25 protein-coding genes and 1 pseudogene are annotated in these 25,947 nt (G+C 70.0%); 4 read left to right on the forward strand and 22 right to left on the reverse strand.

Features of this window, described 5'->3' with window-relative positions; all coding sequences use genetic code 11:
• Positions 1 to 560: 560 nt before the first annotated feature.
• Positions 561 to 758 (forward strand): annotated as a pseudogene (locus B9S58_RS13560) (tyrosinase family protein); the annotation flags it as partial.
• Between the two features lie 103 nt (positions 759 to 861).
• On the opposite strand, the gene B9S58_RS13565 reads toward B9S58_RS13560, so the two are convergent.
• The 4 genes from B9S58_RS13565 to B9S58_RS13580 all read right to left on the reverse strand — a co-directional run bounded on the left by B9S58_RS13565 (position 862) and on the right by B9S58_RS13580 (position 3,301).
• Positions 862 to 1,371 (reverse strand): SMI1/KNR4 family protein, encoded by a 510-nt coding sequence (locus B9S58_RS13565; RefSeq protein WP_103532371.1) that lies wholly within the window; start codon positions 1,369 to 1,371, stop codon positions 862 to 864.
• A gap of 99 nt (positions 1,372 to 1,470) precedes the next feature.
• The gene (locus tag B9S58_RS39030) at positions 1,471 to 2,079 is read right to left on the reverse strand and encodes an SMI1/KNR4 family protein (RefSeq protein ID WP_258044471.1); all 609 of its coding nucleotides are present in this window, start codon (positions 2,077 to 2,079) and stop codon (positions 1,471 to 1,473) included.
• 149 nt (positions 2,080 to 2,228) lie between these two features.
• Positions 2,229 to 3,023: a hypothetical protein gene (locus B9S58_RS13575; RefSeq protein WP_103532372.1), complete on the reverse strand. Its 795-nt coding sequence runs from the start codon at positions 3,021 to 3,023 to the stop codon at positions 2,229 to 2,231.
• Complete coding sequence (locus B9S58_RS13580) at positions 3,020 to 3,301, reverse strand: SMI1/KNR4 family protein (protein WP_258044472.1); 282 nt, start codon at positions 3,299 to 3,301, stop codon at positions 3,020 to 3,022. The genes B9S58_RS13575 and B9S58_RS13580 overlap by 4 nt, the downstream gene beginning before the upstream one ends.
• Positions 3,302 to 3,364: 63 nt before the next feature.
• On the opposite strand from B9S58_RS13580, the gene B9S58_RS13585 reads away from it, so the two are divergent.
• A complete protein-coding gene (locus B9S58_RS13585) occupies positions 3,365 to 3,487 on the forward strand; it encodes a hypothetical protein (protein WP_258044473.1) in 123 nt (40 codons plus the stop codon).
• Positions 3,488 to 3,573: 86 nt separating this feature from the next.
• On the opposite strand, the gene B9S58_RS13590 is transcribed toward B9S58_RS13585, so the two are convergent.
• The 15 genes from B9S58_RS13590 to B9S58_RS13665 form a co-directional block, all read right to left on the reverse strand.
• Positions 3,574 to 4,155: a hypothetical protein gene (locus tag B9S58_RS13590; RefSeq protein WP_103532373.1), complete on the reverse strand. Its 582-nt coding sequence runs from the start codon at positions 4,153 to 4,155 to the stop codon at positions 3,574 to 3,576.
• On the reverse strand, positions 4,152 to 6,086 hold the full coding sequence (locus B9S58_RS13595; protein ID WP_258044474.1) for an RHS repeat-associated core domain-containing protein: 1,935 nt from the start codon (positions 6,084 to 6,086) through the stop codon (positions 4,152 to 4,154). The genes B9S58_RS13590 and B9S58_RS13595 overlap by 4 nt, the downstream gene beginning before the upstream one ends.
• Positions 6,087 to 6,440: 354 nt before the next feature.
• Positions 6,441 to 6,872, reverse strand: coding sequence for a transcription antitermination factor NusB (gene nusB, locus B9S58_RS13600; RefSeq protein ID WP_010057335.1), 432 nt, complete (start codon positions 6,870 to 6,872; stop codon positions 6,441 to 6,443).
• 2 nt (positions 6,873 to 6,874) lie between these two features.
• The gene (gene efp, locus B9S58_RS13605) at positions 6,875 to 7,441 is read right to left on the reverse strand and encodes an elongation factor P (protein ID WP_103532374.1); all 567 of its coding nucleotides are present in this window, start codon (positions 7,439 to 7,441) and stop codon (positions 6,875 to 6,877) included.
• Between the two features lie 50 nt (positions 7,442 to 7,491).
• Positions 7,492 to 8,598, reverse strand: a complete 1,107-nt coding sequence (locus B9S58_RS13610; protein WP_103532375.1) for a M24 family metallopeptidase — start codon at positions 8,596 to 8,598, stop codon at positions 7,492 to 7,494.
• A 107-nt stretch (positions 8,599 to 8,705) separates the two neighbouring features.
• Positions 8,706 to 9,608 carry a Pro-rich N-terminal domain-containing protein gene (locus tag B9S58_RS13615; RefSeq protein WP_103532376.1) on the reverse strand — a complete coding sequence of 301 codons (903 nt, stop codon included), beginning with the start codon at positions 9,606 to 9,608 and terminating at the stop codon, positions 8,706 to 8,708.
• Between the two features lie 150 nt (positions 9,609 to 9,758).
• Complete coding sequence (locus B9S58_RS13620) at positions 9,759 to 10,211, reverse strand: type II 3-dehydroquinate dehydratase (RefSeq protein ID WP_103532377.1); 453 nt, start codon at positions 10,209 to 10,211, stop codon at positions 9,759 to 9,761.
• The gene (gene aroB / locus B9S58_RS13625; RefSeq protein WP_103532378.1) at positions 10,208 to 11,845 is read right to left on the reverse strand and encodes a 3-dehydroquinate synthase; all 1,638 of its coding nucleotides are present in this window, start codon (positions 11,843 to 11,845) and stop codon (positions 10,208 to 10,210) included. The genes B9S58_RS13620 and aroB overlap by 4 nt, the downstream gene beginning before the upstream one ends.
• The gene (gene aroC / locus B9S58_RS13630; RefSeq protein ID WP_103532379.1) at positions 11,842 to 13,026 is read right to left on the reverse strand and encodes a chorismate synthase; all 1,185 of its coding nucleotides are present in this window, start codon (positions 13,024 to 13,026) and stop codon (positions 11,842 to 11,844) included. The genes aroB and aroC overlap by 4 nt, the downstream gene beginning before the upstream one ends.
• Positions 13,027 to 13,172: 146 nt before the next feature.
• Positions 13,173 to 14,000: a shikimate dehydrogenase gene (locus B9S58_RS13635; RefSeq protein ID WP_103532380.1), complete on the reverse strand. Its 828-nt coding sequence runs from the start codon at positions 13,998 to 14,000 to the stop codon at positions 13,173 to 13,175.
• Positions 13,997 to 15,754, reverse strand: a complete 1,758-nt coding sequence (mltG, locus tag B9S58_RS13640; protein ID WP_103532381.1) for an endolytic transglycosylase MltG — start codon at positions 15,752 to 15,754, stop codon at positions 13,997 to 13,999. The genes B9S58_RS13635 and mltG overlap by 4 nt, the downstream gene beginning before the upstream one ends.
• Positions 15,755 to 15,854: 100 nt before the next feature.
• Positions 15,855 to 16,328, reverse strand: a complete 474-nt coding sequence (gene ruvX / locus B9S58_RS13650; RefSeq protein WP_181009300.1) for a Holliday junction resolvase RuvX — start codon at positions 16,326 to 16,328, stop codon at positions 15,855 to 15,857.
• 8 nt (positions 16,329 to 16,336) lie between these two features.
• The gene (gene alaS, locus B9S58_RS13655) at positions 16,337 to 19,006 is read right to left on the reverse strand and encodes an alanine--tRNA ligase (RefSeq protein ID WP_103532383.1); all 2,670 of its coding nucleotides are present in this window, start codon (positions 19,004 to 19,006) and stop codon (positions 16,337 to 16,339) included.
• A complete protein-coding gene (locus B9S58_RS13660; protein ID WP_103532384.1) occupies positions 19,006 to 19,368 on the reverse strand; it encodes a DUF6167 family protein in 363 nt (120 codons plus the stop codon). Before B9S58_RS13660 ends, alaS begins: the two co-directional genes overlap by 1 nt.
• 7 nt (positions 19,369 to 19,375) lie before the next feature.
• Positions 19,376 to 19,837, reverse strand: coding sequence for a DUF948 domain-containing protein (locus B9S58_RS13665; RefSeq protein ID WP_103532385.1), 462 nt, complete (start codon positions 19,835 to 19,837; stop codon positions 19,376 to 19,378).
• A gap of 219 nt (positions 19,838 to 20,056) precedes the next feature.
• On the opposite strand from B9S58_RS13665, the gene B9S58_RS13670 reads away from it, so the two are divergent.
• Positions 20,057 to 22,270 carry an AAA family ATPase gene (locus tag B9S58_RS13670; protein ID WP_103532386.1) on the forward strand — a complete coding sequence of 738 codons (2,214 nt, stop codon included), beginning with the start codon at positions 20,057 to 20,059 and terminating at the stop codon, positions 22,268 to 22,270.
• Between the two features lie 17 nt (positions 22,271 to 22,287).
• Here B9S58_RS13670 and rpsD read toward each other — a convergent pair whose 3' ends face one another.
• Positions 22,288 to 22,902 (reverse strand): 30S ribosomal protein S4, encoded by a 615-nt coding sequence (gene rpsD, locus B9S58_RS13675; protein WP_018960518.1) that lies wholly within the window; start codon positions 22,900 to 22,902, stop codon positions 22,288 to 22,290.
• Positions 22,903 to 23,090: 188 nt separating this feature from the next.
• Between rpsD and B9S58_RS13680 the strand changes: the two genes are divergently transcribed.
• Positions 23,091 to 23,792 carry a DUF2470 domain-containing protein gene (locus tag B9S58_RS13680; protein WP_103532387.1) on the forward strand — a complete coding sequence of 234 codons (702 nt, stop codon included), beginning with the start codon at positions 23,091 to 23,093 and terminating at the stop codon, positions 23,790 to 23,792.
• 15 nt (positions 23,793 to 23,807) lie between these two features.
• Here the strand turns inward: B9S58_RS13680 and B9S58_RS13685 are convergent, their stop codons facing one another.
• Together B9S58_RS13685 and B9S58_RS13690 are read right to left on the reverse strand one after the other, a co-directional pair.
• Positions 23,808 to 25,181, reverse strand: a complete 1,374-nt coding sequence (locus B9S58_RS13685; protein WP_103532388.1) for a replication-associated recombination protein A — start codon at positions 25,179 to 25,181, stop codon at positions 23,808 to 23,810.
• A gap of 87 nt (positions 25,182 to 25,268) precedes the next feature.
• A complete protein-coding gene (locus B9S58_RS13690; protein WP_103532389.1) occupies positions 25,269 to 25,907 on the reverse strand; it encodes a vitamin K epoxide reductase family protein in 639 nt (212 codons plus the stop codon).
• Positions 25,908 to 25,947: the final 40 nt, after the last annotated feature.

The raw sequence follows: 25,947 nt of genomic DNA on the forward strand, positions 1-25,947 counted from the left end.
CCCCGCCCGCCCGGCATTTCCGTGCCCCGGGTTCCGGCGGTGGGGGGCTCGAACCCACGGCCGATGGATCATGAGTCCGCCAGAGGACGACCCGGAGGATGCCGCCGGATGATCAACTCTGCTGTTCCGGCTGGTCACGGACCACGTCCGCCGCGTCGCGGTGAAAACCACTACCACCTCGATCCGGTGCGTCCGTTCCCATCGGGTTTCCAACCCGTTTCTGCTCGCACAGCTTCCGCGACCCCGAGAACCACTTCGCGCCGCCCGCTCCACGGCTGACCGCAGCCGGCAGCGCACTACGCGAGAGGTAGATCAGGGCCGGATCGGAAGGCGCAGCGGCGTCTCCACGTCAGCGAAGCTCCCGCCCTGGGGCAAGAAGTCGATCCGCGGTCCCAGAGCAGTCGATGTCCCCGTCCGGCTCCATGGTCACCGGCGTCGCGCCGCCCGGTGAGCTGATGAGCCACGCCGACACCGGCTGAGCGAGCGGAGCGCCGCCCTCATTCTCCCAAGGCCAACGGCAGCGCTACCGCGTGCACCGGCTCGGGCGTCGCCGGGACGGCGACCCGGTGTTCCGGCTGCACCACGCGTTCGTCGACAAGCTCCGGGCCGACTGGCACGCGCTCCACCCGACCAGCGCCGAGTACCTCCCCGCCGGCGGGACGGTCGATGTGATCGATCTGAACGACACCATGCCGCCCTGGCCGAACACGACCCCACAGAGCATGCTGGACCACACGCAGTTCTACACGTACGCCTGAGTCCTCGTCACGGGACCGCCCCCGGCCGCCGTCCGTGACCCGGGCGGGGCCAGGACGGGTCGGGGTCGGGCACGGGCGGTGGCGGACACACGGACCGCGGGCGCTACGGGAGAAGCGATTCCCTCGGTTCGCAGGAACCCGCGTCGGCGAGGAAGCCGAGCACCTCGGCGAATTCCCTGAAGAAGAAGCTGTCTCCCTCGCCGGTCAGCCAGAACCGCTCCTCGAATCCCGCAGGGTCGATCAGGAAGACGCCCTGGCTGCCGTCCTCGTTGACCGCGACCGGGAACAGGGGCGTCCCGGGAGCCACCCCCACATCCTCGGGGTCGCTGTCCAACGTCGCCTCCCGGAACGCCTCGCCGACCTCCCCCATGCCGCCGGGCTCCCAGTCCCGGCAGCCGAGCAGAAGGAGGGAGAAGCCCTCCAAGCCATCAGTGAGCAACAGGAACGCACGGTATCCCGGATCGAACGACTGCCCCGAGCGGCGCTCCAACGCGGCCAGCGCCCCGGGATCGGCCGGCGGACGGATGACCGGGAGTGGGCTCTCGCCCACTGACGAGTCCGCGAAATATTCCTTCACCAACCCCGCCACAACCAGGCCCACGACGTTCCGCATGCCTGCGGTCACCTCCGTGAGCCCATGAGGGACAAGTCACCGACCGGACACTGGGCGAAGTCTCCCGCCAGCCCCACACACCAAGGTCCGATCGAGGGTTCAGAGAGTGCCATCACGGGGTGGCCCGTATCTCGTCATCGGATGGTCGGAGGGGGACATGGGCAAGTCCTGAAGAGCCACTGGACCGGGGTAGAAGTAGGAACTGTTCGGACCGAATACATCTTCACCGGCAAGATAGCGGTAGAGCCATTCCGAGAACCCCATCGCATACTCGAAGAACTCGCCGTCTCCGTCCTCGATGAGGATACGCCAGCCGCAGCCGTGCGGACTGTTCGCCAGAAATACTGTCTGCCCACTGTCCGCGCTGACGATAGGAGTAAGACCGGTGCGCGTCCCGAACTCCATGCGTTCGATGCCGAGAGAAGGACGAGGATCACCCTCCACCTCATCCCAGTCCAAGTCCCCGAGCGCTTCGATGTCGGCAGCAATCTCCTCCTTGAGATTCCACCGTTCCGTGGTCGGATGCAGGAGGTAGAGGTGCCCGTTCAGGCGAACGGGAGCATAAGCTTCCGCGATCTCCTTGAAGTCGCCAGGAAGAATAAATCCGAGATATTCCTCAAGATCTTTCCACATCGACGGATCTCGCGACACAGGGGAAGGATCCCCCAGCACTGCGAATACTTTTTGCAGATAACCCGAATCGTTCATCACATTCACCTCCGTGGACAGTTGGCAGTGCCGGTGGTGGTCCCACCACTGGGTTTCTGGTGGACAACACAGTGCTTGCTCGTACCGGTCTCGAGCACCGTGTAATTGTATTCGATGCTGGTCGGGATTCCGGAATCAGCATTTCCATATCAAGGAACCACGGATATGGCGAGATGATTACCTGCCTTTATGGCGCCCCTGATATCCTTTTCAACTCCATGGTTCAGGTACCACTCATTCGTCCTCTTGTACGGGGCGACAAGGTTCCTGAGGTCGATCCCGGAACCTGATGCGGCTGCCGGTATGAGGTGACCATTCCCCGGCACGTGTCCATCTGACACGATCTCACGCATTCCGGGCGGTTGCGTGGAGTCATTTGTGTTCGTACCCGGCTTCTTGCGCCCCTTGTTGTAATCACTGGAGTCCAGCAGTCCGTAGACGCCAGTCGCCCTGCACTGCTCGCTGCCTTCAAAGGAGTCGTAATAGCGCTGTCGCGGCAGGTATACAGCATGTCCAGTTGAGCTGACGCCCGGCCCGGAATCACACTTATTGTCATCCCGGTGACGACCGCCGTTCTTGCCTCCCGGCATGTTCGTGGGAGTGGGCAACGCCTCCGCCAAGCGATCAGGGGTAAATCCGTTGCCATTATTCACCAAATTCTGCATCTGCAGCGCGCCGACGATCATGTCCCAGCCGTCGCCCGGCTTCCAGGCACTGTTCCTGGGATCCCAGTCGGGCTTGGGGGCCGGCCGGTCGACGGCGGGCTTGGGGTTGGGGCCGTTGTTGACGTTCTGGTCGATCGGCGGCTTCGGCGGGACGATTATGCAGCGGGAAACGCAGCCGCCACGAGCGCCCCCGCCAGCAGCGGACGGGAAAGGAGCCGTACTCGTTCGCGGTCCACCCTCGATGCGGTAGAGCCCCGACTTGCCGGGCGGCTGCTTCACACCGCGGCCGCCGCCGCCTCCGCCTCGCGATCCCGGTCCGAGAGAGCGGGTTCGCCTCTGCCCAGGAGATCCCCGTACGGCGAACCCGGGACCGGCGGGGTGCTCACGGACAGGTACTCGTCGCTCTCGCCGCCCCCGTACAACTCCACGAGCTCACGGTAGTCGGCCGGGAACGCCAGGCCCGTCGTCCGCTCGATCCGCTCCCAGTCCACCGCGTCGCCGCCGGAGCCGGGCGGCGGGAGCAGCTCGCTCAGCCGGACGACAGCAGGGTGAGGCATACGGGGTGCCCTTCGCGCGTTCCGGCGAGCTCCCGCTCCGCGCCGGAGGGCTCTCCGGGATACATGAGCATGCACAACCGGGTGCACACCTCGGTCCGGGCCATTCTGGACGACACCATGCTGCCCCGGCCGAACACGGCCCCGCAGAGCATGCTGGACCACACGCAGTTCTCTACGTACGCCTGAGTCCTCGCCATGGGGCGGTTGGCCCGTGCACCCAGGCATCCCCCTCCGGCCGGCCGGAGGGGGTCCGCAGGTATGCCCGATGCGGCTCAGTCGTCCCAGGGGTACACCCCCTCCTCGGCGAGGCGCTCCTCCTCCCTGTCGTGCAGAAAGCGCGCGTGCGGGACGCCCACGAGAGACGTGTCGCTGATCGGGCAACGGACGAATTCCCCCCGCAGCAACCTGACGAGGAATCCGACCATTCCGCAGCTGTACGCGGTCCAGGCCGCGTCACCTCGCGCCCACACGGCGAGGGGCCAGGCATCGGGATCGGGCCCGCCGGTGATCCAGCCGAGCACGTCGGAGCTGTCCGTCTCCCCCCACACCAGGATCCGATCGAGCCCGCTAGCCTCTACGCGGGGGGCGGTCCACCTCTGGTAGTCCGGGTCGGACTTCATCGCACCGGACAGGGGAGCGACCCGTCTGACCATCGGGTCGGAGGTCACGACCGGGATCAAGGTGGCGATGCGCCCTTCGATGGTTCCGTGGCCGAAGAGACGCACGAACTCCTTGTAGTCCGAGGGGAACTCCGTCCCGTAGGCGGATTCAACCGTCGCCCAGTCCACCACATCTCCGGCTCCTCCCTCAAAGGGGACGATCAGGTTCGACAGTTTCGTAATTCTCTCCGTCATTTCACATACCCTTCTGGAACCGCTCTGCCGAGGTTCTGAAAGCGACCACTATTCACGCCGTACATGATGTTCTGAACTTCATCGTCGAACTTAATCCCCGGGGCACCTCCGGCGGTGACGCCTCGCGCCTGCATGCGGAAGGCGGTCGGAACCACCCTGTTCCCTTCGTAAAGGGGCGTCACCTTGTAGTGCACGACCTGCTTACCCTTGTCGATCGCGCGCTTCACCATGTTCTCGTAGTAGACCATGTTCGGGCTCTGCCCCGGGTCTCGCGGATCCATCGGAGTCGCGTTGGCTGATCGGGAACAGGTAGACAGGTTGTCGTAGCGAAGCCCGTCGCCACCCAACTGCTTTCCCAGCAGGTGGCAGGCATTGCGCCACATCTTGGCGGGACGGTTCCCGTTGTTCGAAGCGTTGATGGCAGCCCACGTATAGCCGGGCGGGGCTATTTTCGATGTCTGGGTTTTCGTTCCGGGGTTGGCAGCGAGGAAGGACTCGTCGAGGCAGGCCTCAACACCTGTGGCCCGATTTCCGTGCAGGGTGTCCACAGGACTGTATTTACGCCAGCCGCCCCATGCCCCGCGGCAGTCCCCCGAGTTGTCACGGCCGCTCCCCGATCCAGGGTCCGCACCCGGCGCCGGGTGTGTGTCCGGAGCCTGGTCCGGTGTGAACTGGCCGTTGCTGACCAGGCCCAGCATGTCCAGCGCGCCGACGATCATGTCCCAGCCGTCGCCCGGCTTCCAGGCACTGTTCCTGGGATCCCAGTCGGGCTTGGGGGCCGGCCGGTCGACGGCGGGCTTGGGGTTGGGGCCGTTGTTGACGTTCTGGTCGATCGGCGGCTTCGGCGGGACGATTATGCAGCGGGAAACGCAGCCGCCACGAGCGCCCCCGCCAGCAGCGGACGGGAAAGGAGCCGTACTCGTTCGCGGTCCACCCTCGATGCGGTAGAGCCCCGACTTGCCGGGCGGCTGCTTCACACCGCGGCCGCCGCCTCCTCCGCCTCCCGGCGGGTTCTGAGGCCGGGTCGGCGCGTAGGCCGGGGTGTTCCATCCGATCACGTTGAGGAACACGTCCGCGGCGATCCCCAAGCCCCCGCGGACACCGCGTATCGCGAACCGGCCGAGCATGCCGAAGGCGCTCCAGTTCAGACTGAGCCCCCCGCCCGACCCCGCGACGTACGGCACCCGTGTTCTCCCCGGAGCCAGTACATCATGCCCGGAGGGGTCTATCCCGTTCAGTGGTCCGGCATTCCCGTAAAGATAGCGGTTCGCCTGCACGGACGGGCTCGGGTCGAGCTGCCAGGTGTCACGTGAGCTGAAACCGCCCGTGCCCGGCTGGTACCAGCGCGACGCCATGTTCACGTCGCCCGACGCCTCGTCGGTCCAGCCCGACTGGAACCCGAGTGCCGTGGTCGAGCCGTTGGACGCACGGACCTGGCCGAAGGGGTCGTAGGCGGTGGAGCTGGTGACCTGGCTGCCGTCCGGCGAAAGGCCGGCGACCACGTCGGTATGGCGGTCGGTGATGGCCCACTGCGCGCTTGCCGTGCCCTGTTTGCTGGCCAGCAGGGCACCGTGCGGAGTCCGGCTGTAGACGCTGGTGCCGTCACTGAGCAGGTCGTTCGAGCCGCCGTCGTAGCGGAAGGCGGTCGTGCCCTGCCGGGCGACACGGTCGAGCGAGTCGTACGAGAAGGCCGCCTGGCCGTCGCGGATCTTGCGTTCGAAGGCGTCGAAGGCCAGCTCTCGGGGCACTCCCGTGCCGCCTGTGATCGTTTCGAGGGTGCCCCGCGCGGTGTAGTCGTAGGTGTTGGTGCCGTCGCCGGTCAGCCGGTTGCGTGCGTCGTAGGAGGCGGTGGCCCCTCCTGCCTCGACGCGGTTGCCCGCGTCGTCCCATCCGTAGGCCGTGGTGGTGCTGCCGCTGGTCCAGGAGGTCATCCGGCCGGAGCGGTCGTACTGGTACGTGTTCCGGCCGGCCCCGGCCGTACCGCTCGTCGTCTTCTTGGTCAGACGCAGCAGAAGTGCGCTGACACGCTGCGACAGCGGGCCAGTACCGCACGGCGCGCGGCTAGTAGCCGGACAGGAAACCGCCGCACAATCCGCGTTTCCCCAGGTCAGAATGGTTCTGCCTGGGAACGCCCGGTGGGCGGGCGGGACTCGAACCCACGGCCGACGGATGATGAGTCCGCTGCTCCAACCGGCCGGCCCGGCGGCCGGGTACACCGAAGGGCCCACGGTCGGCTGACCGTGGGCCCTTCGTGGTGGGTGCGACCGAACCGTCGCGACCGGGGGCTACTGCTCCCGGCGGAGGTTCGGCTTGAGGTCCTTGAAACGGGCCAGCAGGCCGTTCACGAAGGACGGTGAGTCATCGGTGGAGAACTCCTTGGCGAGCTGGACGGCCTCGTCGATCACCACGGCGTCCGGGGTCTCGTCCATCCAGATCAGCTCGTACGCACCGAGCCGCAGGATGCTCCGGTCGACGACCGGCATGCGGTCGATCTCCCAGTCCACGGCGTAGGTGACGATGAGGTCGTCGATCCGGTCCGCGTACTGCGCGTACCCCTCGACGAGCTCCATCGTGAATTCGCCGACCGGAGGCTGACGGTCGTCGGTCCGCGAGTGCCGAACCCAGTCCGCGAGGACACTCTGCACGGACTCACCGCGCTGGTCGGCCTCGAAGAGGATCTGGAAGGCGCGCTTGCGGGCCTTGTTCCGGGCAGCCACGGTTAGCCGTTCACCCGGCCGAGGTAGGTGCCCGTGCGGGTGTCGACCTTGATCTTCTCGCCGGTGCCGATGAAGAGCGGCACGCCGATCTCGTAACCGGTCTCCAGGGTGGCGGGCTTGGTGCCACCGGTGGAGCGGTCGCCCTGGACGCCCGGGTCGGTGTGCTGGATCGTCAGCTCGACCGCGGCGGGCAGCTCGACGTAGAGCACCTCGCCCTCGTGCTGGGCGACGGAGGCGGTGAAACCCTCGATCAGGAAGTTGGCGGCGTCGCCGACGGCCTTGCGGTCGACCATGAGCTGGTCGTAGGTGTCCATGTCCATGAAGACGAAGTACTCGCCGTCCATGTACGAGAACTGCATGTCGCGGCGGTCAATGGTGGCCGTCTCGACCTTCACGCCGGCGTTGAACGTCTTGTCGACGACCTTGCCGGAGAGCACGTTCTTGAGCTTGGTGCGCACGAAGGCGGGGCCCTTGCCGGGCTTGACGTGCTGGAACTCGACGACGGACCAGAGCTGGCCTCCGTCGAGCTTGAGCACCAGGCCGTTCTTGAGGTCGTTCGTGGAAGCCACGGTTGCGGAATCTCCTGGACTGAAGCTGGTGGAACGACCGAGGATGCGCGCTAGAGCGCGAGCAGCTCCTTGGTCGTCATGGTGAGTAGCTCGGGTCCGCCGTCCGCCTCGGGGCGCACGACGAGCGTGTCATCGATCCGGACACCGCCCCGGCCCGGGAGGTGGACCCCCGGTTCGACGGTGACCGGCACACAAGCGTCCAGTTTACCCATGGCTGTCGGTGCCAGTTGCGGGTCCTCCTCGATTTCGAGCCCCACACCGTGCCCGGTCCTCGGCTGAAGGCCTTCTCCATGCCCCGCGGACTCCAGCAGGTGCCGGGCGGCATGGTCCACGTCCCGGTAGGCCGCCCCCGGTGCCAGAGCTTCCCGGCCGGCCCGTTGAGCGGCGAAAACGAGGTCGTAGAGCTCGATCTGCCACTCGGCGGGGGCGGTTCCGATGACGAAAGTCCGGCCGATCTCGCAGCGGTAGCCGTGGTAGCTCGCACCCAGGCCGACGGAGAGGAAATCCCCCTCCTCCACCCTGCGGTCCGAGGGCCGGTGGCGCCCCTGGCCGGAGTTGGGTCCGGTGGCCACGGAGGTGGCGAAGGCGGGACCGTCCGCCCCGTGGTCGACGAGGCGGCGCTCCAGTTCGAGGGCGAGGTGGCGCTCGGTGCGGCCGACCAGGATCGATTCGAGGAGTTCGCCGAGGGCCTGGTCGGTGATCTCGGCGGCGATCCGGAGGCAGCCGATCTCCTCCTCGTCCTTGACGATCCGCTGCTGTTCCACGGTGAAGCCCAGATCGGCCAGTTCCAGACGCGGGGCGGCCTTTGCCATGGCACGGTGCCGGGCCACGGTCAGATCGTGTTCCTCCACGGCGAGCGAACCCACGCCCGACTCGGCGGCGAGGCCCGCGGCGGCGACCACCGGGTCCCCGTCCGGGACGGGCAGGAGATCGATCCGGAGCGCCTCGTCGGGCCGCCCCTGGGCGGGTTCACCGGTCGGGGCGCGGGAGCAGAGCAGAACGTCCTCGCCGGGGCCGAGCAGCAGCACGGCGCCGGGAGGCGCTCCGCCCGCGAGATAGCGGACGTTGGCGGGGCGGGAGACCAGGGCGGCCGCGGAGCCCGCGGCCGCGCACCGGTCGCGGAGCAGCCCGCGTCGGACGGCGTGCACCTCTGACATGGTTCGAGCGTACGAGCGGGGGCGGCGGCCCGCCCGGTCAGCGCACCCGACCGGGGGGCGGAGCGCCGGCGCGTGGTCAGTGCCGGGCGGGCGGGCCCTTCCGGCGGCTACCAGGCGGGCGGGCTCGCGATCGACCGGGCCAGCACGTCGTCCAGGACGCGGGCGGTGGTCTCGACGTCGTACGTGGAGTTGTCGATGATCGGGAGGCCGGAACCGTACCAGCCGGCCATCCGGCCGTGGATACGGGCGACCTCCTCGTCGGAGAGCCTGCGGTTGCCGCTGCGGGCGGCGTTGCGCTCCAGGACGATCTCCAGGCCGGGCAGCAGGACCACGGGCAGCAGGCCGGGACCCACGTGGCGCTTCCAGCCGCCGAGGCCGACGACCGGGCGGTCGGGGAAGACCGCGTCGTCGAGGATGCAGGAGATGCCGTTGGCGAGGAAGTTGCGGGCGGCGAAACCGCAGGTGCGGCGGGCCAGACGGTACTGGGCCTCGGAGTGGTCGTTCCAGCCGGCCTGCGGGTCGGCGAAGCCGGAGCGGACCCATTCACGGACGTCGTCGAGCGAGACGTGGGCGGTGGGCACCCGGCGGCGGGCCGCCCAGAGCTTGGCGACGGTGGTCTTGCCCGCCCCGGCCGGGCCGATGAGCAGCACGGCGAGCGTCGCGCCGCCGGTGCCGGCCTCGGCGGGGGGTGCGGGCAGCGGAACGGGGCCGCCCGGGGGCAGCTGAACGTGTCCGGTGGCCTGCCCGGCGGGCGGCGGTGTGGGGCCTGTGCCGCTCCAGCCGGGCCCCGGGGCCCGGCCGTGGGCAGGATGCTGCCGCGTCTGGCCCTGGGCCGGAGGAGGTGCCTGGCCAGGGGCCGAGGGCGGCGGAGCCTGCCCGGGAGCCGAGGGCGGCGGGGGTATCGGGGGCGGGCCGGGGTGACCGGGGTGCTGGGCCTGGTACGGCCGGCCGACGTGCCCGATGCCGGGTCCGTGGGGCGGCGGCAGCGGGGCCCCCGCTGCGTGCTGCATCCGGTGCCACTCCGTCTCGTAACTGCAACTGACGCTGATGGGACGGCCACCGTACCTTCCCGGGCCGTCATGGGGTGAACGGCCCGGGAGGGTGCGAAGTGCCCGTCGGCCGCGCGGAGGCCGGACGGGAATCGTGTCGGTGTCGGTCCGTCAGTCGGTCGGTCCCTCGGTCAGTTCGTCGGCCAGGGCGCGCAGGGCGAGCCGGTAGGAGCCGATGCCGAATCCGGCCACCGTGCCCGTGGCCACCGCGGCGACCACGGAGGTGTGCCGGAACTCCTCGCGGGTGTACGGGTTGGAGATGTGCACCTCGATCAGCGGGGCGGTGCGCTGGGCGGCCGCGTCCCGCATGCCGTACGAGTAGTGCGTGAAGGCGCCCGGGTTGAGAATGACCGGAATCGATCCGTCCGCCGCCTCGTGGAGCCAGCGGATCAGCTGGCCCTCGTCGTTGGTCTCCCGCACCTCGACGTCGAAGCCGAGCTCCTTGCCGAGGGTCGTGCAGGCGTCGACGAGACCGGCGTAGGAGGTGGCCCCGTAGACGTCGGGCTCACGCGAGCCGAGCCGTCCGAGGTTGGGGCCGTTCAGGACGAAGACCCTCCGGGTCACGCGGAGACCTCCCCGTAGGCGGCGAGCAGCACGGCCGGGTCGGGACCCTCCAGGACGGTGGGCCTGCCGATGCCGTCCAGGACGATGAAGCGCAGCAGGTCGCCGCGCGACTTCTTGTCGACCTTCATGTTCTCCAGCAGCTTGGGCCACTGGTCGCCGCGGTAGGCGAGCGGCAGGCCCACCGACTCCAGGACGCTGCGGTGCCGGTCGGCGGTGGCGTCGTCGAGGCGTCCGGCGAGCCGGCCCAGCTCGGCGGCGAAGACCATGCCGATGGAGACGGCCGCGCCGTGGCGCCACTTGTAGCGCTCGTTCTTCTCGATGGCGTGGGCCAGGGTGTGACCGTAGTTGAGGATCTCACGGAGTCCGGACTCCTTGAGGTCGCTGGAGACGACCTCGGCCTTGACCCGGATGGACCGCTCGATCAGCTCGGCGGTGTGCGGCCCGGCCGGGGTGCGCGCGCCCTCGGGATCGGCCTCGACCAGGTCGAGGATGACCGGGTCGGCGATGAACCCGGCCTTGATGATCTCGGCCATGCCGGAGACGTAGTCGTTGACCGGCAGGGAGTCCAGCGCGGCGAGGTCGCAGAGGACCCCGGCGGGCGGATGGAAGGCGCCGACGAGGTTCTTGCCCTCGGCGGTGTTGATGCCGGTCTTGCCGCCGACGGCCGCGTCCACCATGCCGAGCACGGTGGTCGGGATCGCGATCCAGCGCACCCCGCGCAGCCAGCTGGCCGCGACGAACCCGGCGACGTCCGTGGTGGCGCCGCCGCCGATGCCGACGATGACGTCGGTGCGGGTGAAGCCGGTCTGGCCGAGCGCCTTCCAGCAGTAGGCGGCGACCTCGACGGTCTTGGCCTCCTCCGCGTTCGGCAGCTGGACGGCGATGGCCTCGTACCCCTGGTCGGCGAGGTCCTGGCGGACCGCCTCCCCGGTTTCGGCGAGGGCCTCGGGGTGCAGCACGGCGACCCGCCGGGCGCGGTCGCCGATCAGCTGGGGCAGCTCGCCCAGGAGCTGGTGGCCGACGAGGACCTCGTACGGGTCGGAGCCCGCGGAGCCTGCGACCTGGATACGGGTGGGGCCCTGCTGCGTCATACCGGTGTTCTCCACGCCGGGGGCGGCTGAGCCCTCCGGCAGTTCCAGTGCGTCGATGATCGCCTGGGCGACCTCTTCGGGGGTGTTCTCGTCGGTGGCGACCACGGTGCGGGCGACCTCTTCGTAGAGGCGGCGGCGGGCGTCCATCAGATCGCGCCACTGCCGACGCGGGTTGACCGCGAGCAGCGGGCGGGCGGCGCCGAGACCGACGCGGCGGACGGCCTCGTCCACGTCCATGGAGAGGTAGACGACCGGCCGGCCGGCCAGCAGCTCCCTGGTCGCCACGTCCAGGACGGCCCCGCCGCCGAGGGAGAGAACGCCCGTGTGCCCGGCGACGGCCGCCTCGACGGCCCGGCGCTCCAGGGCGCGGAAGTGGTCCTCGCCCTCGTCGTAGAAGATCTCCGCGATCGGCTTGCCGGCCTCGGCGACGACGTCCGCGTCGGTGTCCCGGTAGGTGGTGCCGAGCCGGGCGGCGAGCAGTTCGCCGACGGTGGACTTGCCGACGCCCATCGGGCCGACGAGGACGACCAGGGGGCCGCTCATCGGATCTGGAGGTGGTCGAGGTACGACTGGACGTTGCGGTGGGTCTCGGGGACGCTGTCGCCGCCGAACTTCTCCGCGACCGCGTCGGCCAGGACGAGGGCGACCATCGCCTCCGCGACGATGCCCGCCGCCGGGACGGCGCAGACGTCGGAGCGCTGGTGGTGGGCCTTGGTGGCCTCGCCGGTGGTGACGTCCACGGTGGCCAGGGCGCGCGGCACGGTCGCGATGGGCTTCATCGCGGCACGCACGCGCAGCAGCTCGCCGGTGGTGAGCCCGCCCTCGGTGCCGCCGGACCGCCCGGAGGTGCGCCTGATGCCGTCCTCGGTGGCGACGATCTCGTCGTGCGCCTTCGAGCCGGGCACCCGGGCCAGGTCGAAGCCGTCGCCGACCTCGACGCCCTTGATCGCCTGGATGCCCATGAGCGCGGCGGCGAGCCGGGCGTCCAGGCGCCGGTCCCAGTGCACGTGCGAGCCGAGCCCGACGGGCACGCCGTACGCCAGCACCTCGACGACCCCGCCGAGGGTGTCGCCGTCCTTGTGGGCCTGGTCGATCTCGGCCACCATCGCCTTGGAAGCGTCGGCGTCCAGGCAGCGGACCGGGTCGGCGTCCAGCTTCTCCACGTCGGCGGGGACCGGGAGGACGCCGTACGGCGCCTTCGCGGCGGCCAGCTCGACGACATGGCTGACGATCTCGATGCCCGCGGTCTCCTTGAGGTAGGAGCGGGCGACGGCCCCCAGGGCGACGCGCGCGGCGGTCTCCCGGGCGCTGGCACGCTCCAGGACCGGCCGGGCCTCGTCGAAGCCGTACTTCTGCATCCCCGCGAGGTCGGCGTGGCCGGGCCGGGGGCGGGTGAGCGGGGCGTTGCGGGCGAGCTTCGCCAGCTCGTCGGGGTCGACCGGATCGGCCGACATGACCTGCTCCCACTTGGGCCACTCGGTGTTACCGACCATGACGGCGACCGGGGAGCCCATGGTGAGGCCGTGGCGTACGCCGCCGAGGAAGGTGACCTCGTCCTTCTCGAACTTCATCCGCGCACCGCGGCCGTAACCGAGCCGTCGCCTGGCCAGCGCCTCCGCCACCATCTCCGTGGTGATCGGGACACCGGCGGGAAGACCCTCCAGCGTCGCCACCAGTGCGGGTCCGTGCGACTCCCCCGCGGTCAGCCAGCGCAACCTGCTCAACGGTGCTCCTCATGCTCGCGCCTGAAAATCCAACGGCGCCACCGGGTGCGCGGCCCTGGCCCGCCATCCCCGATCCTCCCACGACCGGGGGCACGGTCCGGCCGCCGGTCCAGCAGACGGACGGGCGACCCCGGCCGACAGGCCCGTCAGCGGGCCGCGAGCGCGGCTTCCCCGGCCTGCCGCATGGCGGCCAGCGGTGCCGGGATCCGGCCGGTCATCTGCTCGACCTGGAGCAGTGCCTGGTGTACGAGGAGGTCGAGTCCGCCGACGACCGCCCCGCCGCGCGCCGACCAGGCGGCGGCGAGCGCGGTGGGCCACGGCTCGTACAGCACGTCGAAGAGGATGCCCGGGGTTCCCGGCACGGATCGGGCCAGGGCGTCGGTGGCGCCCGCCGGGGTGGTGGCGATGACGAGCGGCGCGGCCAGCGCCGCTGCCGCGTCCGCCCAGTCGGCGGTCACGACGTCGACGCCGAGCCGCTCCCCCCAGGCCCGCATCTCGGCCGCACGCTCGGGGCCCCGCACATAGGCCGTCACGGGTCCGGCGCAGACCGCGGCGAGCGCGGCGAGCGCGGAGGAGGCGGTGGCTCCGGCGCCGAGGACGGCAGCGGAGTCGACCTTGTCGATGCCGCGCTCCCGCAGGGCGGCGATCATGCCGGGGATGTCGGTGTTGTCGCCGACCCGCCGGCCGTCCTCGGTGAACACGACCGTGTTGACGGCCTCCACGGAGGCGGCCGTCGCGCTGATCTCGTCCAGCAGCGGGATGATCGCCCGCTTGAGCGGCATGGTCAGCGACAGCCCGGCCCAGGAGGAGTCCAGCCCCTCGATGAACCCGGGCAGCCCCGCCTCGTCGACCTCGAACCGGTCGTAGGACCAGTCGTCGAGGCCGAGCTCGGCGTACGCGGCGCGGTGCAGGACCGGGGAGAGGGAGTGGGCGATGGGCGAGCCGAGGACGGCGGCCCGGCGGGCAGGGGTCACTGGGCCGACTTCTTCCGTTCCTCTTCGTACTTCGCCCGGTTGCGGTTGTGCTCCTTGTTGGTGACCGCGAAGAGCGTCTTGTCCTCGTTGACCGAGACGAAGTAGTGCCAAGGGCCAGGGGTGGGATTCAACGCCGAGTGCAGGGCATCGGCGCCCGGGTTGCTGATCGGACCGGAAGGCAGGCCTACGATCTTGTACGTGTTGTAGGGGTCTTCGATCTTCCGCAGGTCGTCGACAGCGCCGACGTCCAGGGTGCTCTGACCCTTTATGTAGTTGATCGTGGAGTCGAACTCCAGTCGGCCGACCGTCTCCGTGTTGCTCGGCTTGAGGCGGTTGTAGACGACCCGCGCGACCTTGTCGAAGTCGTGCTTGTACTTGCCTTCGACCTGCACGAGGCTCGCGACGGTGATGAGCTCCCACGGGTTCTTGAGACCGAGCTCCTTCGCATTGGCCTCCAGGTCGAGCTTCTCGTACTCCTTGTTCGCCCGCTTGACCATCCGCTTCAGCGCGTCCTCGGGCTTCGACCCCTTGGCGACCGGATAGGCCGCCGGGTACAGGAAGCCCTCCAGCGGGTCCTTCACATCCGGGTTGTCGTCGGCCCAGTCGGGCAGGCCCAGCGACTCCGCCTCGGTCTTGGCGATCTTCGCCGTGGTGCCCTTCTCCAGCTCCAGCCGCTCGTCGATCATCTGGTAGATCTTGACGTTACGGGTGCCCTCGGGGATCACGAAGGCGTTCTGGCTCTTGGGGTCGAGCATCAGCTCGATCGCACTGGCCGCCGACATCTCCTTCTTCAGGAGATAGACGCCTGCCTGGAGCGACTTTCCCTTGGGGTTGCCGTTCTGCGCCGCGACGAAGGCGTCGGAGGACTTGACGACACCCTTCTTGCGCAGGATGTTCGCGATGTCGTATCCGAGCGCCCCTTCCGGGATCTCGACCTCGACCTGCTCGCTGGTGCCCGCCCCCACGTAGTCGGCAGGAGCGCCGAACTGCTTCTTCCAGAAGGTGTAGCCGACGTAACTGACTCCGCCGAGGCCGCCGAGCAGGACGACGGAGACCACCAGGCAGGCAACGCCGCTGCGGCTCTTCTTCTTTCCCTTGCCGCCACGGCGGTCGCCGCCGCCACGGTCGCGGCGCGAAGCGCGCGATCCGTCGTCGTCCGGGTCATCGTCGTCGTCGCGCGGCTCACGCCCTGCCGGTTCGTCCGCACCCGTGAAGAAGGGATGCGTCTCCTCCTGCTGCTCGTCCGGGTCCCAGTCCGTGGATGGCTGCTGCTGGTGCTGCTGCTGCTGTTCGGCTGCGGCCTCGCGGCGGCCCGGGGGCTGCGGCGGAGGGTAGGCCTCAGAGGTGCCGTAGTAGTCCTGCGCCGCGTCGTAGCCGCCGGGCTGCTGCGCGTACGGGTCCTGGGGCTCGGCCCCGTACGGCATGGCGGCCTGCTGTCCGGTGTCCCAGCCGCCGTTGTACTGCGGCTGGGCACCCGACTGCTGGGCATACGGATCCTGCTGGGGCGCGCCGTACTGCTGCGGCTGCTCGTACTGCTGGTGCTGCTGGTCGTACGACTGCTGCTGCGGGTACTGCTGGTGGTTCTGGTACTGCTGGTGCTGCTGGGCGTACGGGTCCTGCGGATAGGACTGCTGCTGGTCGCCGTACTGGCCCTGGCCGTGGGCGGCCTGCTGGCCTTCCCATCCCTGTTCCCCGTACAAGGGGTCCTCGGGATGCCACGGTTCGGAGCCCGGGCCCCGGCCATACTCAGTCATCGATCCCCTAGAGCCGCGAGACGCTGTTCCGTCTCTTCGCTTCGCTGTGCGGTGTTTGTTCGAACACCGCCGCATCGCGCGGAACGTTACCGTATCGCGATCAGACAACCCCTTCGACGCCCTCGCCCGGGGGATTACCTGACGCCCGTTCGGACTCCAGAGCGTTCTGAAGGATCACCACAGCGGCAGCCTGGTCGATGACGGACCGCCCCTTCTTGGACTTCACACCCGAGGCACGCATTCCCTGAGCGGCCGTCACCGTGGTCATCCTCTCGTCCACCAGCCGTACCGGGACGGGCGCGATCGAACGGGCGAACTCCTGAGCGAACGCCCGGACCTTGGCGGCCGCAGGCCCCTCGCCGCCGCCGAGCGAGCGCGGCAGGCCGAGGATGACCTCGATCGGCTCGTACTCGTCCACGAGTCGGCGGAGCCGCCGGTGGGCGGCCGGGACGTCGCGTCCCGGCACGGTCTCCACCGGCGTGGCCAGGATCCCGTCGGGGTCACACGAGGCGACCCCGATCCGGGCGTCCCCGACATCGACGGCGAGCCGTCGGCCCCGGCGCATCCGCGTCATCGCGCTCGTCACGCCGTCTCGGTGACGAGGCGTTCGACGGCGGCGACGGCGTCGCCGATGGCGGCCGGGTTCGTGCCGCCGCCCTGGGCGACGTCCGGCTTGCCGCCGCCACCGCCACCGAGCGTCTTGGCGGCCGTACGGACGAGGTCACCGGCCTTGAGACCGCGCTCGCGGGCGGCCTCGTTGGTGGCGATGACGGTGAGCGGGCGGCCGTTGGCCGTGGTGAACAGGGCCACGACGGCGGGGCGGCCGCCCTGGATGCGTCCGCGTACGTCCAGGACCAGCTTGCGCAGGTCGTCGGCGGAGGTGCCGTCGGGGACCTGGCCGGTGACCAGGGCGACGCCGCGGACGTCCTTGGCGGACTCGACGAGTCCGGCGGCGGCCGCCAGGACCTTCTCCGCGCGGAACTTCTCGATCTCCTTCTCGGCGTCCTTGAGCTTGCCGAGCATGCCCGCGATCTTCTCGGGGAGCTCCTCGGGGCGGCCCTTGACCAGCTCCTGGAGCTGGGCGACGACCGTGTGCTCCCTGGCGAGGAAGTTGTACGCGTCGACGCCGACGAGGGCCTCGATACGGCGCACGCCGGAGCCGATGGAGGACTCGCCGAGCAGCTTCACCAGACCCAGCTGGGCGGTGTTGTGGACGTGCGTGCCGCCGCACAGCTCCTTGGAGAAGTCGCCGATGGTGACGACGCGGACCCGCTCGCCGTACTTCTCGCCGAACTCGGCGATGGCGCCCTGCTTCTTGGCCTCGTCGATGGACATGACCTCGGCCTGGACGTCGAGTTCCCGCGAGAGGACCTCGTTGATCCGCTGTTCGACGTCGGTGAGGACCGTGCCGGGAACGGCGGCGGGCGAACCGAAGTCGAAGCGGAAGCGGCCCGGGGAGTTCTCGGAGCCGGCCTGGGCGGCCGTGGGGCCGAGAGCGTCGCGCAGTGCCTGGTGCGTGAGGTGGGTGGCGCTGTGGGCGCGGGCGATGGCGCGACGGCGGGTGTTGTCGATGGAGGCGAAGACGGAAGCTCCGACCGTCACCTCGCCGACCTGGACGACGCCCTTGTGGACGTGGACGCCGGGGACCGGCTTCTGGACGTCGCGGATCTCGATCACGGCACCGGTGTCGAGCCGGATACGGCCGGTGTCGGCGAGCTGGCCGCCGCCCTCGGCGTAGAAGGGGGTGCGGTCGAGGACGACCTCGACCTCGTCGCCCTCGGTGGCGGCGGGCGAGGGCACACCGTCGACCAGCAGGCCGACGATGGTGGACTCGCCGGCGGTGCTGGCGTAGCCGGTGAACTCGGTGGCGCCGGAGATGTCGGCTACCTCACGGTAGGCGGACAGGTCGGCGTGACCGGTCTTCTTGGCGCGGGCGTCGGCCTTGGCCTTGTCGCGCTGTTCCTGCATGAGGCGGCGGAAGCCGTCCTCGTCCACGGAGAGCCCCTGCTCGGCGGCCATCTCCAGGGTGAGGTCGATCGGGAAGCCCCAGGTGTCGTGGAGCAGGAACGCCTTGTCGCCGGCGAGGACCTGGCCGCCGGCGGCCTTGGTCTCGGTGACGGCGGTCTCCAGGATGTTGGTGCCGCCCTTGAGGGCCTTGAGGAAGGCGGCTTCCTCGGCGAGCGCGACCGTCTCGATGCGCTTGCGGTCGGTGATCAGCTCCGGGTACTGCAGGCCCATCGTGTCGACCACGACGTCGACCAGGTCCTTGACGACCGAGCCCGTGGCGCCCATGAGGCGCATGTTGCGGATGGCGCGGCGCATGATGCGGCGCAGCACGTAGCCGCGGCCCTCGTTGCCGGGGGTGACGCCGTCGCCGATGAGCATCACCGACGTACGGATGTGGTCGGCGACGACGCGGAGCGAGACGTCGGTTCCCTGCTCGGCGCCGTAGCGGACGCCGGTCAGCTCGGTGGCCTTGTCCATGACGACGCGCAGGGTGTCGGTCTCGTACATGTTCTGTACGCCCTGCAGGATCATGGCGAGACGTTCGAGGCCGAGACCGGTGTCGATGTTCTTCGACGGCAGGTCCCCGAGGATCGGGAAGTCCTCCTTGCCGTCGCCGGCGCCGCGCTCGTACTGCATGAAGACCAGGTTCCAGATCTCCACGTAACGCTCGTCGTTGACGGCCGGGCCGCCCTCGACGCCGAACTCGGGGCCGCGGTCGTAGTTGATCTCCGAGCACGGGCCGCAGGGTCCGGGGACGCCCATGGACCAGAAGTTGTCCTTCTTGCCCAGGCGCTGGATGCGTTCGGCGGGGACGCCGATCTTGTCGCGCCAGATCTGCTCGGCCTCGTCGTCGTCGAGGTAGACCGTGATCCAGAGCTTCTCGGGGTCGAGACCGTAGCCGCCGTCCTCGACGGAGTTGGTCAGCGCCTCCCAGGCGAGCTGGATGGCACCTTCTTTGAAGTAGTCCCCGAAGGAGAAGTTGCCGCACATCTGGAAGAAGGTGCCGTGGCGGGTGGTCTTGCCGACCTCTTCGATGTCCGGCGTGCGCACGCACTTCTGCACGCTGGTGACGCGCGGGGCGGGCGGCTTGACCTCGCCGAGGAAGTACGGCTTGAAGGGGACCATGCCCGCGGGGACCAGCAGCAGAGTCGGGTCGTCCGCGATGAGCGACGCCGAAGGCACGGCGGTGTGACCGCGCTCCTCGAAGAAGCTCAGCCAGCGGCGGCGGATTTCAGCCGACTCCATCAGTGGTCCTCATTCCGGTTGTTCGAGTTGTCGTGGTTCGCGTTGGAGGGGAGCTTGCGGTACGTGGTCGCGTTCGCGGGCGGTTCGGCCGCTTCGACGGCGAAGTGCCGCTGCACGGGGAGGTCGGGGTCGACCGGCGCTTCCAGGCCCAGGGCGCCGCCCAGTTCGGCTTCGCGCCGGACCATGCCATCGCGCACGTCGAGAGCGAAGTCCTTGAGCTTGTGACCGGTCTCGATCGCCCTGTCCGCGGCCTGCGCCGCGAGGCTTTCGGGGGTCAGCTGCTTCAGCTTGCGGTTGACCTTGGTGGTGGCCCACACACCGGCGGCTGCGCCGGCGGTGAACCAGAACGTGCGGCGGAACATCGCTGGATCAGTCCTTCTGTCCGCGGGCGTTTCGGCGTTCGCGCCCGCGTCCGCGCGCCGAGGGTACGGTCCGGCCGACGATCACCGTGCGGCGGGCGGAGCCACGGCCCCGCGCCGGTTCCGGTTCCGGCTCGGGTGCGGTGCGGCGGCCGAGTGCCTGCCGTACGCCGTAGCCGAACGCCGCGACCTTGACCAGGGGGCCGCCGAAGGTGGAGGCGACGGTGGTGGAGAGCGCGGAGGCGTTGGAGGTGACTTCCTGGACATCGCTCGCGATGGCGTCGACCTTGTCCAGCTGGGTCTGCGCGGAGCGCACCGTCGCCGAGGCGTCGGCCAGCAGCGGAACGGCCTGGTCGGTCACGTCCGCCACGAGCTTGGTGGTCGCCCTGAGCGTCTGGGCGAGCCTCACCAGCACCACGGCGAGGAACGAGACCAGGATCGCCCAGAAGACGGCCACGAGGATCCCGGCCACCTCTCCACCGGACACTGTGCACCGCTCTCTGCTTGTCGCTCGGCCCCTTGCGGGGTTTGTCTCCGTCGGTGCGGCCTACTCCTGCCCGCGCGCCCGATCGTCGTCCCACGAGCCTATCGCGCCGCGCATCTCCTCCCCTACCGCATTCCCCGCGGGCCGGACGGGAGTTGCCTTACAGGATTGTACGGAGTGCTTTCAAGCCAGTACGCTCCGTGTTTCATGCGACGCCTGCAGGACCCCTCCCCGAGTCCCGATGATCCGGACGCCCGCCCCGCGGCGACGCCCGGCAACCTCCCGGCCGAACTGAACAGGTTCGTGGGACGTGAGGACGAACTGGCCGAGCTCGACGGGCTGCTGGAGGAGTCCCGGCTCGTCACCGTCGCCGGAGTGGCGGGCGTGGGCAAGACCCGGTGCGTCACCCGTGTCGCCGCGCTGCGGAAGAAACGGTACTGCGACGGGGTCCTGCTGGCCGAGCTGTCCGCCGTCCGCCACCCCGACCTGCTGGAACGCGCCCTGGTCGACTCACTGGGCCTGACCGACCACACCAGCAGGCCACCGCGCGCGATCCTCGTCGGACACCTCTCCGAGCGCCGGACGCTGCTGGTGATCGACGGCTTCGAGCACCTCGTCGACGCCTGCGCCGACCTCGTCACCGAACTGCTGCGCCGGGCCCCCCGCCTCCAGGTGCTCGCGGCCGGACGCTGCCCCCTCCGGGTGGACGGGGAACGGACGTTCCCACTCGCCACGATGTCCGACGGGGACGCGGTGGAGCTCTTCACCGAACGGGCGCGCGGGGTGCGGCCGGGCTGGGAGCCGACAGCGGGCGAGCGGACGGCCGTGCTGGAGCTCTGCCGCCGCCTCGACGGCATTCCGCTGGCCCTGGAGCTGGCGGCCGGGCGGCTGCGCGCCCTCTCGGTGCACCAGGTGCTCCTGCGCCTGGACGACCGGTTCCGGCTGCTGACCGGCGGCCGGCGCGGCGCGCCGCCCCGCCACCAGACGCTGCGTACGGCGATCGGCTGGAGCCATGAGCTGTGCACGCCCGAGCAGCGGCTGCTGTGGGCACGGCTCTCGGTGTTCGCCGGGCAGTTCGACCTGGAGGCCGCCGAGTACATCTGCGGCGGGACGGACCTGCCCGCCGACTCGGTGCTCGATGTGCTGGACGAGCTGCTGGCCCAGTCGGTGGTGGAGCGCGAGGACGGCCCGACCGGCGCCCGCTACCGGCTGCTGGACACGGTCAGCGAGTACGGGGCGCAGTGGCTGGCGGCCACCGGGGACGCCCAGCGGCTGCGGCGGCGGCACCGGGACTGGTTCCTGGGGCTGGCGACCTGGTGCGAGCTGGACTGGTTCAGTCCGCGCCAGGCGGAGGTGGCGACGCGGATCGACAGCGAGCTGCCCAATCTCCGCCGGGCGATGGAATGTTCGATGGAGAGCCCCGACGAGGTGCATCTGGCGCAGTATCTGGCGGGCACTCTGTGGTTCTACTGGGCCGGCTGCGGGCGGCTGTCCGAAGGGCGGCACTGGCTGGAGCACGTTCTGGAGGAACCGACCCCGCACGACGCCGCACGGCTGAAGGTGCTGTGGGTCCTGGGCTATGTGGCGGTGCTGCAGGGCGACGCGGTCGGCGCGATCTCGGCGCTCCAGGAGTGCCGGGAGGAGGCCGAGCGCTCCGGGGACGCGACGGCGATGGCGTACGCGGTGCACCGCACGGGGTGCCTGGCGATCGTGACGGACGACATGCCGCGGGCCGAGGAACTGCTCCGCGACGCGCTCGGCCGGTACCGCGAGGTCGGCGAGCTGAACAGCAATGTGCTGATGGCGCAGGTGGAACTGGCCATGGCGGTGGCGTTCCTCGGCGATCTGGACACGGCGGCGGTGATCTGCGACGAGGTCCGGGAGATCTGTGAGGACCACGGGGAGCGGTGGGCGCTGGCGTACGCGCTGTACGTCCTGGCGTACGCGGCGCTGCGGCGGGGGCGGCCGGCGCGGGCGCGGCAGATGCTCGGGCAGTGCCTGACGATCGGCCGGACGTTCAACGATCTGCTGGGCACGGTGCTGTCGCTGGAGCTGCTGGCCCTGGTGACGGTGGTGGAGGGGGACGCCGGGGAGGCCGCCGTGCTCCAGGGCGCGGCGGAGGGCATCTGGCCGTCGGTGGGTCTGCGGCTGTTCGGCTCGGCGTTCTACGGGCGGCCTCGGGCCGAGTGCGAGGAACAGGCGCGCCGGGAGCTGGGGAACGGGGCGTACGAGGAGGGGCTGCGGGCGGGCCGGCGGCTGGATCCGGCCACCGCGGTCGACCGTGCGCTGGCCGGCGGCGCAACGCCCGCGGCGAAGGACGCGCCGGGCGCGGGTGGGGCGGCGGCGCCGGGCGGGCCCGGGGCAACGCGAAGGCCCGCCGCCTCCCGGATGACAGGGAGGGGCGGGCCGGAGCGCTGGTGAGAGCGGCTACGCCTGGATCAGCGGGCGTAGTACTCGACGACGAGCTGCTCGTCGCAGATCACCGGGATCTCCTTGCGGTTCGGGTCCCGGTCCAGGCGGAAGGCCAGGGCCTTCAGGTTCACCTGGAGGTAGCGCGGGGTCTCACCGTCGGTGTCGTAGCCACCCTCGCGGGCCACCTGGAAGGGGACCTTGGAGCGGCTGCGCTCGCGGACCATCACGACGTCGTCGGGACGGACGCGGAAGGACGGCTTGTCGACCTTGCCACCGTTGACCTCGATGTGGCCGTGGACGACCATCTGGCGGGCCTGGTAGATGGTGCGGGCGATGCCCGAACGCAGGACCAGGGCGTCGAGGCGACGCTCGAGCTCGACGACCAGCGCCTCGCCCGTCTTGCCTTCGGCCTTCTTGGCACGGTCGTAGGCGCGCGCCATCTGGCGCTCGCTGATGTCGTACTGCGCACGCAGGCGCTGCTTCTCCAGCAGACGGACCTTGTAGTCCGAGTTCTGCTTGCGGCCACGGCCGTGCTCGCCCGGCGGGTACGGACGAGCTTCGAAGTACTTGACAGCCTTGGGCGTCAGAGCGATGCCGAGGGCACGCGACTTCTTGACCTTGGGACGCGACTGGTTAGGCACGTTCTCCAGACCTCCGTTGTGGGTTAGGTTAGGTTTACCTTACTCAAGGAGATCGCATGTCTCGCCCTGGGAACACCACTCACGTCACGGACAGCACAGACAGCGGCAGCACACCAGAAGGTGCTGCTACGACGGAAGGCCGATCTGATCGTGGTCAGCCGCGTCCCAGCGGGCTTGAAAACACTCGGATGCCGTCAGCAGCCGAGCGCACACGAACTCTCGTACAGAGTACCTGCTCCGCGCTGCTCGTCGTACCGGGGCTCGATCTGACCCGCGCCGACCCTCTCTTCCCGGACAGCAGGAGGGTGGGACCCGATGGTGATCTGTTCCTCGAATTCCCCGCGGATTCCCCGGCCGTTCGGGCCGCGACGCACGCACAGGGCGACGAGCTGACCGCCGTGCTGGAGATCACGGACGTCGCTCCGGTCTCCGTACCGCACCGGATCCGCGGCCGCGCGTGGGTCTCCGGCTGGATCACCTGCGTGCCCGGCCTGGCCGAGCCCGGCCGGATGATGCTGCGCCTGGAGTTCGGCGAGGCGTACGTGGACGACCTCTGGGGCGCCGAGGACATCGGGGCGGAGGACTTCCGGGACGCAGCCCCCGACCCGCTGGTCCGGCACGAGGCGGAGCTGCTCCAGCATCTGCACTCCGCCCACGACGAGCGGATGCGCACCCTGTGCGGTCTGCTGGGCGAGCGGACCGCCCGGGCCGGCTCCTCCCGCCGGCCCAGGGCCGTGCCGGTCGCCCTTGACCGCTTCGGACTGCGAGTCCGCTTCGTCGAGGACCAGGGGTCGTGCTTCGACGCCCGCTTCGAGTTCCCGGAGCCGGTGCGCGATGTCACCGAGCTGCGCCGAGCCATGCACACGCTCTTCGAGGCGGCCGCGTCCTGATCCCGGGGCGGCGCCCTACGACGGCTCCGCGCCCTCGCCGCCGGAACGCCCCAGTCGCTCGCGGACCCGCTCGACGACGTCCGCGTACCGCGCCTCGGCGCCGTAGCGGGTCGGGGTGTAGTACTGCCGGTCGCGGACCGCGTCCGGGGCGTACTGCTGGGCGGCGATGCCGCCCTGCACGTCGTGCGGATAGACATACCCCTGGGCATGGCCGAGCTTGGCGGCGCCCTTGTAGTGGCCGTCGCGCAGATGGGCCGGGACGGGGCCCGCGAGCCCCTTGCGCACGTCCTCCTGCGCCGCGGAGATCGCCAGGGTCGCCGCGTTGGACTTGGGGGCGAGCGCCAGCGCGATGGTGGCGTGGCTGAGGGTGAGCGCCGCCTCCGGAAATCCGATCATGGCCACCGCCTGGGCGGCGGCCACGGCGGTCGGCAGCGCGGTGGGATCGGCCAGGCCGATGTCCTCGCTGGCCGAGATCATCAGCCGCCGGGCGATGAACCGCGGGTCCTCCCCCGCCTCGATCATGCGGGCCAGGTAGTGCAGAGCGGCGTCCACGTCGGAGCCGCGGATGGACTTGATGAGCGCGCTGGCCACGTCGTAGTGCTGGTCGCCGTCACGGTCGTACTTCACGGCGGCGCGGTCGACGGTCGCCTCCACCGTCTCCAGGGTGATCTCCGCCTCCCCGGTGGCGATGGCCGCGCCCGCCGCGGCCTCCAGCGCCGTCAGGGCCCGGCGCGCGTCGCCGCCCGCGATGCGCAGCAGATGGGCCTCGGCGTCCTCGGGCAGGGCGACCGCCCCGCCCAGACCCCGCTCATCGGTCAGCGCCCGGCGCAGCAGGGAGCGCAGATCGTCGTCGGTCAGCGGCTCCAGGGTCAGCAGCAGGGAGCGCGAGAGCAGCGGGGAGATGATCGAGAAATACGGATTCTCCGTGGTGGCGGCGATGAGAGTCACCCAGCGGTTCTCCACGGCGGGGAGCAGGGAGTCCTGCTGAGCCTTGGAGAAGCGGTGGATCTCGTCCAGGAAGAGGACGGTCTCCTTGCCGAAGCCGCCGGTGGCGCGACGCGCGCTCTCGATGACGGCCCGGACCTCCTTGACGCCCGCGGTGATCGCGGAGAGCTCGACGAAGCGCTTGTTGGTCGCCTTGCTGACCACGTACGCCAGGGTCGTCTTGCCGGTGCCGGGCGGGCCCCACAGGATGACCGAGGACGCGCCGGCCGGACCGCCGCCCCCTTCGCCGACGAGGCGGCGCAGCGGCGAGCCCGGCTTCAGCAGATGCTGCTGGCCGACGACCTCGTCGAGGACACGGGGACGCATCCGGACAGCCAGAGGGCTGCTGGACGGGTCCTTCTCCTGGCGGTCTTCGGCGGCTGCGGTAAAGAGGTCGGGCTCCACGTCATGAAGCCTATGCGACCCCACTGACAGCGCCCCGGCCAGCACCTGTGAGCGTCCACGACCGCCTACGAAACAGGTAGGTGCCTCTCAGCTGGTCCAGAAGTCCCACCAGCGGGTCAGGATCAGCATGCCGATGACCCCGATCCACATCACCGGGAGCACCCAGGGGAACTCGGTGAGCCCGCTGCGCAGCCAGGCCGGGGCAGGGAGGATGCGGTGCTTGACGTTGTGCGTGGTCACGTAGCAGAACATGACGATGGTGGCGACCCAGGCCAGGCAGCACCACAGGCAGAGCGAGTTGATGTTGTACAGCGACTGGTACTGGAGCCAGGTGCAGAAGCCGACGCCGAAGAGGGTCCCGGCGTTCAGCCCGAGCCAGAACCAGCCGCGGTAGCGGGCGCCGGCGAGCAGGCCCATGCCGATCGCGATGACCATGCCGTACGTGACGAGGCCCAGCATCGGGTTGGGGAACCCGAACGCCGAGGCCTGCTCGCTCTTCATGATGTTGCCGCACGCGACGACGGGGTTGAGACTGCACCCGGGGGTGAAGGAGGGGTCCTCCAGCAGCTTGAACTTGTCGATCGTGATGACCCAGGAGGCCAGCACCCCGGCCGCCCCGGTGATCACCAGGAGCAGGGCGAGACCGCGTCCGGCCCCGAAGGTGCGCTTGCGGCCGCCCTCGTCATGGTCGGAGGAGAGCTCGTGGTCTACCGCTGCAGTCGTCATATCGCCGTTCCGTCACCGAGTGGTCAGCCGGGCAAGGTCA

It is taken from the genome of Streptomyces sp. SM11 (assembly GCF_002910905.1).
Taxonomy (GTDB): Bacteria; Actinomycetota; Actinomycetes; order Streptomycetales; family Streptomycetaceae; genus Streptomyces.